The 7,920-nt window shown below is 65.5% G+C and carries 7 protein-coding genes; 3 read left to right on the top strand and 4 right to left on the bottom strand.

Annotation, left to right across the window (positions count from 1 at the left end):
• Window positions 1–134 precede the first annotated feature (134 nt).
• Both AU185_RS23210 and AU185_RS23205 read right to left on the bottom strand, forming a co-directional pair.
• Window positions 135–638: a methylated-DNA--[protein]-cysteine S-methyltransferase gene (locus AU185_RS23210; protein ID WP_172800181.1), complete on the bottom strand. Its 504-nt coding sequence runs from the start codon at window positions 636–638 to the stop codon at window positions 135–137.
• Window positions 638–2,122, bottom strand: coding sequence for a DNA-3-methyladenine glycosylase 2 family protein (locus AU185_RS23205; RefSeq protein ID WP_059102084.1), 1,485 nt, complete (start codon window positions 2,120–2,122; stop codon window positions 638–640). Before AU185_RS23205 ends, AU185_RS23210 begins: the two co-directional genes overlap by 1 nt.
• A 235-nt stretch (window positions 2,123–2,357) precedes the next feature.
• On the opposite strand from AU185_RS23205, the gene AU185_RS23200 reads away from it, so the two are divergent.
• Window positions 2,358–2,849, top strand: a complete 492-nt coding sequence (locus AU185_RS23200) for a hypothetical protein (protein ID WP_059102083.1) — start codon at window positions 2,358–2,360, stop codon at window positions 2,847–2,849.
• Between the two features lie 22 nt (window positions 2,850–2,871).
• On the opposite strand, the gene AU185_RS23195 is transcribed toward AU185_RS23200, so the two are convergent.
• Complete coding sequence (locus tag AU185_RS23195; RefSeq protein WP_059102082.1) at window positions 2,872–3,528, bottom strand: TetR/AcrR family transcriptional regulator; 657 nt, start codon at window positions 3,526–3,528, stop codon at window positions 2,872–2,874.
• A 66-nt stretch (window positions 3,529–3,594) separates the two neighbouring features.
• Between AU185_RS23195 and AU185_RS23190 the strand changes: the two genes are divergently transcribed.
• On the top strand, window positions 3,595–5,031 hold the full coding sequence (locus tag AU185_RS23190; protein ID WP_059102081.1) for a carotenoid oxygenase family protein: 1,437 nt from the start codon (window positions 3,595–3,597) through the stop codon (window positions 5,029–5,031).
• A gap of 9 nt (window positions 5,032–5,040) precedes the next feature.
• On the top strand, window positions 5,041–6,327 hold the full coding sequence (glsA, locus tag AU185_RS23185; protein WP_059102080.1) for a glutaminase A: 1,287 nt from the start codon (window positions 5,041–5,043) through the stop codon (window positions 6,325–6,327).
• On the opposite strand, the gene AU185_RS23180 is transcribed toward glsA, so the two are convergent.
• Window positions 6,316–7,920: an adenylate/guanylate cyclase domain-containing protein gene (locus AU185_RS23180; protein ID WP_059102079.1), complete on the bottom strand. Its 1,605-nt coding sequence runs from the start codon at window positions 7,918–7,920 to the stop codon at window positions 6,316–6,318. The genes glsA and AU185_RS23180 overlap by 12 nt on opposite strands.

Raw genomic sequence — 7,920 nt, 5'->3', positions numbered from 1 at the left:
CCGGAAGCTAAGCCTGCCAGCGCCAATGATACTGCCCAACCCGGGCGGAAAAGTAGGACACCGCCGAACACAAATTAAGCCCTATGGCCCCCAATTCGATTGGGGGCCATAGGCATTTGTAGCGCCACTCCACTTCAATCAAACAACGTCAACGCCGGCGCGACCCGATTTTTCTCCATCGCGAGCAGTGCCCGCTTCCTGTCGAGTCCGCCGCCGTAGCCCGTGAGGCTTCCGTTGGACCCGATCACTCGATGGCACGGCACAATGATGCCGATCGGGTTGTGGCCGTTGGCCAAACCGACCGCGCGAAAGGCGCCCGGAGAGCCGATCTGCCTGGCGATCTCGCCGTAAGAACGAGTCTCGCCATAGGGAATCGTCAGCAATGCCGCCCAGACTCGCCGCTGGAAGTCGGTGCCGACAAGATCGAGGTCCAATTTGAACTCGGTGCGGTCGCCGGCGAAGTACGCCTCGAGTTGCTCCACCGCGTCGGGGAACGCGTCCTCGTCCGCAGCCCAGCCGTCGCGGCTGGGTTCATATGTCTGGTCCACCATTCGCAGGTGCATCAGCCGGCCGTCTCTACCTGCCAGTGTCAGCTGACCGACCGGGCTGTCCATCGTGCGAAACTTCAAGGCTTCCATCATGTCTCCTTTGGTGGCCAGTCGTTGACTGCATGATCGAGCGCGGACCACAGGTGCTGGGTGGCGTACGAACGCCATGGTCGCCACCGCGCGCTGTGCTCGGTGAGTGCGCGAGGCTCAGCGGGCAGTCCCAACTGCCTTGCGGCCAGCTGCACGCCGAGGTCAGTGGCCGGGAAGGCGTCGGGGTCACCGAGCCCACGCATAGCGATCACCTCGGCGGTCCACGGGCCGATGCCGGGCAGTGCCAACAACTGCTCCCGCGCCCGGTTCCAGTCGCAGCCCGCATCGAGGATGACGTCCCCGTCCGCCAATGCTCGGATCAGCGCAATCAGCGAGCGTTGCCGTGACTTCGGGAAGGCGAGGTGGGCGGGATCGATGTCGGCGAGATGTTCGATCGGCGGAAAGGCATGTGTCAGACCGCCGTTCGTGTCCGTGATTTGCTGCCCATAAGCCGAGACAATTCGCCAGGCATGCGTCCGGGCCGCCTTGATCGATACCTGCTGACCCAGCACGACCCGCAAGGCTAGTTCTTGTTCGTCGACTGTTCGCGGAATGCGCTGACCGGGCGCCTTGCTGACGAGCACGCTGAGTTCCGGGTCGGTACCGAGTGCGTCGACAACCGCCTCGGGATCAGCGTCGAGATCAAGCAGCCGGCGGCATCTGGCGATCGCTGTGGCTAGGTCGCGGAAGTCGTCGAGGACCATCCGGCATTGCACATGGTCGGGTTGTGGTGTGAGAGAGACGATTCCGTTGCCGTTCGGTAGGCGCAGCGTTCGGCGGTAGGCCCCCTCCCGCACTTCCTCGACGCCCGGCACGGCGCTGGCCGCCAGGTGTCCGAACAGTCCCTCATAGGCGAAAGGAGTGCGGACGGGCAACCGTAACGACAGTGCTCCGGTGCCGCCCTCGTTGCGGCCGAACCGGGCACGCGCACGCTGACGCAACGTCGTCGGGGTGAGATCGCACACCGCTCGTACGGTGTCGTTGAATTGCCGGATGCTGGAGAACCCCGATGCGAAAGCAACGTCGCCGAACGGCAATTCGGTGGTCTCGATGAGCACGCGGGCAGTCTGCGAACGCTGAGCGCGCGCGAGGGCCAGCGGGTTCGCCCCGACTTCGGCTTGCAGAAGCCGCTCGAGCTGGCGGGTGGTGTAGCCCAGCCGGGTGGCCAGTCCGGTGACGCCTTCACGGTCGACGGTGCCATCGGCGATCAGTCGCATGGCCCTGGCGACGACGTCGCCGCGGACATTCCACTCCGGTGAGCCGGGTGACGCGTCTGGGCGGCACCGCTTACAGGCCCGGAAGCCTGCCTTCTGGGCGGCCGCCGCGGTCGGATAGAACCGCATGTTGCGTGCGTACGGCGGCCGAACCGGGCAGCTTGGCCTGCAGTAGATCTTCGTGGTCAGCACGGCGGTGACGAACCAGCCGTCGAACCGGGCGTCTTTGGACTGGACAGCCCGGTAGCAGCGTTCGAAATCGTCGTGCACGCCTCTCACAATTACACGTCCCCACCGACAACACTGGCGGAAAACCGACATGGTCGTGGCAGTCAGGGCGCCGGGCGTGTGTGGGAGTGCTGGCGGTGAGGAGGTGGTGCTCGCCGTCGATGAAACGCCAATATCACCGAAAATCTCACGCATTGGTTTCGGGCGGCTAACGATTCGAGCGTTGCCTAGCGGTTAGGCGGGCAAGTAGGCAACCGCTGTGGTGTCGTAGGAGTCGATGTTGACTCGCACATTGTTCGTCGTCGGCGTTGCAGCGGCGTCGTCGTCCTTGCTACTCGCGCCGGCGGCCATTGCCGCGCCCACGGCGGACGCTCAGGGCTATGTCGACTCCACCGCTCGGTGTGCCCCACCCAAAGAGGCGGTGCTCTTCGGTGCCACCGGGTCGTCGCGTGTCGCGATCTGCAAGACGTCCGATGGGGAATATGAATACCGCGGCGTGCGACTTCGTGACGGCGCAAAGTTGATCGTGCCCGCCACCCAGACGGGCGATGAGTTCACCGCCGAGAACGACGGAATCACGTATTTCGTCTCGGAGGAATCCTTGACCATCAGCGCGGGCACACGGGTGATCCGGGAGGAGCCGATGGTCGACGTCCATGAGGGACAGGCGGATGACGCACCGTCGGCGCCGCCGCCGGCCTCGACGCCTAAGCCGACAAAGCCGTTGCCCCCACCGCTGCCCGCCGAAGAGGGGCACACCGGCACCTGAGCGGATCGTGACTCGTTCGCTCCTACAAGTCGACCAGCACCGTCGCTGCGGTCAGCGACTGCATCGTCTTTTCCCGCTCGTCGCCCATCCCGACCAGAGTGTCCACGGTCAGCGGCCCGAGAATCTGGGTCAGCCCGTGCCCCTCGTGACCGAAAAAGCCGGCCATCTCCAACATGACCGCGCCGTGGACGATGCTCCACATCCGCCCTGCCATCACGGCGACGCCGTCATCGCGGATACGTCGCGCGCCGACCATCCTTCGCACCGCGGTCAACAACGCCTCGAACGACACCGCGAACTCCGCGCGGTCGGTTGAGCTGCCGGTCACGGTCAGGTCGGCGTGATGACGGCTCAGTGACTGCGCGGAGGTGCCGAACATCATCTGATAGCGCTGCGGGTTCTCCAACGCGAACTCGCGGTACCGCGCGCCCATCACGAGGAAGTCGGCCACCGGATCGTCGGTCACCGGCGACTCCGTCAGCGCCTGGGTGAAGCGCGCGAACGTCTCGCTGGCGATCGAGTCGATCAGGCCTGTCATGCCGCCGAAGTGCGTGTACACCGCCATCGTCGACGTCCCGGTTTCGGCGGCCAGTTTGCGTGCGCTGAGCGCCGCCAGCCCGTCCCGCTCGAGAATTCGGATGCCGGCCTCGACCAGTTGCTTCGGGGCACTCTCGCTCACTCTTGCCATATTGCCATAACGGTGTTATACAGGTGGTGTCATAACACCGTTATGGGGGAGCCCGCGATGACGAGCCGCTATCTCGAGGGCGCCTTCGCGCCCCTTCGCGAAGAGCACACGCTGACCGACCTCGAGGTCACCGGCACCATCCCCGATCACCTCGATGGGCGCTATCTGCGGAACGGACCGAATCCGGTCGGCGAGCTGGATCCGGAGCTGTACCACTGGTTCATCGGCGACGGCATGGTGCACGGCATCCGGATCCGCGATGGCAAGGCGGAGTGGTACCGCAACCGCTGGGTCCGCGGTCCGCAGACCGCGAAGGCACTGGGGGAGCAGACGCCACCCGGACGGTTCCCCATCTCGGGAATCGGCGCCAACACCAACGTCATCGGACACGCCGGCCGGACTCTGGCCCTGATCGAATCCGGTGTCGCCAACGTGGAACTCACCGACGAGCTCGAGACCGTCGGGGCATGTGACTTCGACGGGACACTGACGGGTGGATACACCGCCCATCCCAAGCGTGACCCCGACACCGGTGAACTGCACGCCGTTTCCTACAGCATGTATCGCGGCAACACGGTGCAGTACTCGGTGATCGGCGCGGACGGGCGCGCGCGACGCACGGTCGATATCGGGGTCGCGGGCAGCCCGATGATGCACGACTTCTCGCTGACCGAGAACCACGTCGTGTTCTACGACCTGCCGGTCACGTTCGACGCGCGCATGGCGGTGGAGATGACGGTGCCACGCGGTCTGCGGCTGGTCTCCCGACTTGTGTTGTCGGCCTTGATCGGTCGGGTGCGAATACCGGATCCGATCAGCGCTCGGCAGCCGGGGGGTAACGCATCCGACCGTCGGTTCCCATACTCCTGGAACCCGAAATATCCCGCGCGGGTCGGCGTGATGCCACGCGACGGCGGCAATGCGGACGTGCGCTGGTTCGAGGTCGAACCCTGCTACGTGTTCCACCCGATGAACGCCTACGACGATGGCGGCACGATCGTGCTCGATGTCGTGCGGCACCCGAAGATGTTCGACACCAACCACCTTGGGCCGGACGAAGGTCCGCCGACACTCGACCGTTGGACGGTGGATCTCGCCGACGGCAAGGTTCGCGAATCTCGCATCGACGATCGGGGCCAGGAGTTCCCGCGCGTCGACGAACGCCGGGTGGGCAGGCGTCACCGCTACGGGTACGCGCCGACCGTCGGCGACGGCGACGGCAGCGATACCCTGCTCAAGCATGACTTCGTCGGCGGCGACACGCTTTCACGATCCTTCGGCGACGGGAAAGTGCTCGGGGAGTTCGTCTTTGAGGCGTCCTCATCGACCGCCGTCGAAGACGACGGCGTGTTGATGGGGTTCGTCTACGACCGTCGGACCGACCGCAGTGACCTGGTGCTGCTCGACGCGCGAACGTTGCAGGACCTCGCCAGCATCAAGCTTCCGCACCGCGTGCCCGCCGGCTTCCACGGCAACTGGGTGTCGTCGGCCTAGGATCGGTCCATGGCCGAACTGGTGCAGCGATACCTGGACCAGATTCTCACGAAGCACGCCGACGACACTGGCGGGGCCCTTGCCGACTACATTCCTGAACTGACTCGGGTCGACCCCAACGGATTCGGTTTGTCGCTGTCGCTGGTTGACGGCTACGTCTATGAATCCGGCGATACCGCCCTCGAATTCACCATCCAGTCGGTGTCCAAGCCGTTCACCTATGCGCTCGCACTCGACCGCCTCGGCTTCGATGCGGTCGACGCCAAGATCGGCGTGGAGCCCTCCGGTGAAGCGTTCAATGAGATCAGCGTCGACGAATCCACCAAGGCGCCGAAGAACCCGATGATCAATGCCGGCGCCATCGCGGCCGTCTCTCTGGTACCCGGCACCTCCGCCGATGAGCGGTTCAGCCAGATTCGCGAATTCTATTCGGCGTGTGCGGGTCGCGACCTGACGGTCGACGACGACATCTATCCGTCTGAGAAGTCGACCGGAAGCCGGAACCGCGCGATCGCTTACATGTTGCAGAGTTTCGGCGTGCTCGACGGTGATCCCGATGAGGTCCTCGACGTCTACTTCCGTCAATGTTCGATCAAGGTGACCACCACGGATCTGGCCCAGATGGCCGCCACCCTGGCGCGCGGTGGCATCGACCCGGTGTGGGGACGGCGAGTGGCCGCTGCAGCAGTGGTACAGCGGACGCTGAGCGTGATGGTTACCTGCGGGATGTACGACGCGGCGGGGGACTGGGTGAGCGCCGTCGGCATGCCGGCCAAGAGCGGTGTCGGCGGCGGCATCGCGGCCGTGCTGCCCGCTCAGCTCGGAATCGGGGTCTACTCACCGCTTCTGGACGACAAGGGCAACAGCGTGCGGGGTGTGAAGGCGTGCCGCGATCTGTCGGCCGGCCTCGGATTGCATTTCCTTTCGGTCACCCGGGAAGCCCGCTCGACGATCCGGGACGCGTATGACGTCGCCGCAGGTGTCCGGATTTACGAGCTGCACGGTGACCTCTTGTTCGCCGGCGCCGAGCAGGTGCTACGCACCGTTGACGAGCAGCGCGACGGTTTCGATGTGGCCATCCTGGACTTGTCGAGGGTCGACGACGTCAACGATGCCGCCCGCCGGATGCTCGCCGGCATGCACGAGTCGCTCACTGCCGCAGGCAAAGAGGGTTACGTCGTGGATCCGGACGGCACGTTGGCCGCCGCTGAAGCCGCACAGGCGAGGGTGTTCGGCACCCTCGACGGGGCGTTGCGCGCCGCGGAGAGTTTTCAGCGAACGCGATCAGACGGGTGACGCCAGCCTGGTCGGCTCGTCGTGTCCGCGCAACGTCACCTCGTCGCCGAGTGTCCAACGGGCACGCTCGCTTTCGCTCGCGCCGGTGACCGCATCGGATGAGGCGAGCAGGTGGCCGGGGGTTTCCTTGGCCAGTTCGCACAGCCGCGCCGCTTCGTTGACGGGCTCACCGATCACGGTGTACTCGAACCGTTCCTTGGCCCCGACGTTGCCCGCGACCGCCTCGCCGGCGGCCACCCCGATGCCCGCGTCGCACTCGGGCACCTCCTCATGGATCCGGCGCGCGATCGCACGACCGGCGGCCAGCGCGGAATCCTCCGGGTTCGCCAGGGGCAGTGGAGCGCCGAACACGGCCAGCGCCCCGTCGCCCTCGAACTTGTTGACGAAGCCGTGGTGGCGGTCGACCTCCTCGACGATCACCGCGAAGAACCGGTTCAGCAGGTCGACGACCTCGGTCGCGCGGCGGGCCGTCACCAACTGCGTCGAGCCGATGATGTCCACGAAGATCACCGCGACATGGCGTTCCGCGCCACCGAGCTCCAGACGCTCTTTCTCCGCAGCCGCGGCAACGTCGCGACCGACATGACGGCCGAACAGATCGCGTACCCGCTCGCGTTCCTTCAGCCCGTCGACCATCGAGTTGAACCCCCGCTGCAACTCGCCGAGCTCGGTGCCGTCGAACACCACCAGGTTGCAGTTCAGATCTCCCTGCTCCACGCGCTGTAGTGCCGAGCGCACCACGCGCACGGGGGTCGCCGTCAGCCACGACAACAGCAACATCAGGATCAATCCGAAGGCCAGTGCCACCACCGCGATGATCATCACGGCGACCGCGAACTGGGTTGCGGTGAGATTTTGCAGCGACAGCGCGAACACCGCGAGAAGAAGGATGCCCAGCACCGGCACGCCGGAGCTGAGCAACCAGACGGTCATGGTTCGGCCCATGACTCCGTGTGCCAATCGGCGCGGCGGGCGGCCCGCTTCGAGCGCCTGAGCGGCGACCGGGCGCAGTGCGAACTCGGTGATGAGGTAGCAGGCGGTCGCCACGACGATGCCGGGAAAGCCGACTGCGAGCAGGAAGCGAGGGATGAACGCGGAGTCCTGCAGGCCGTACAACAATGTCAGCAGTGCCGTGCCGAGGCCCCACAGCAGCAGCAGCCTCTTCGCCACATGCCACGGAGCGAGGAAGACATTGTGCTGATCGGCTCGGGTGGGGGCGCGTTCTGCGATGGCCCATCGCAGCGAATTGACGGTGCGAGAGGTGATCCACCAGGTGCCCACCACCAGGGCAAAGATCATGTAGGCGGGAGCGACGCCCCAGGTCAGCCATGCCGGCGCGTCGGTGAAGACGCTCGGCACCGGAATGGCGACCGCGTTCAGCAGCAACGACACGGCGATGCCGAGCACGTTGGTGAACAGGATGAGGACGGTGAGGATGATTTGAATGCGGATGCGTCGGCGGGTTTGGCTCTCCGACGGCTTGCCGAGCAGGAAAGAGCCGAATTCGGGGGTGTCCGGTAGCCGCCCGCTCTGCCGCGTCACCTTCTCGAGGACAAGACCGAGTCGCTGAGGGACGCTCTTCTTGGCGGTCAT

Source organism: Mycobacterium sp. GA-0227b (assembly GCF_001499855.1).
In the GTDB taxonomy this organism is placed as follows: Bacteria; Actinomycetota; Actinomycetes; order Mycobacteriales; family Mycobacteriaceae; genus Mycobacterium.
This window is presented reverse-complemented; position numbering and strand designations above follow the sequence as displayed.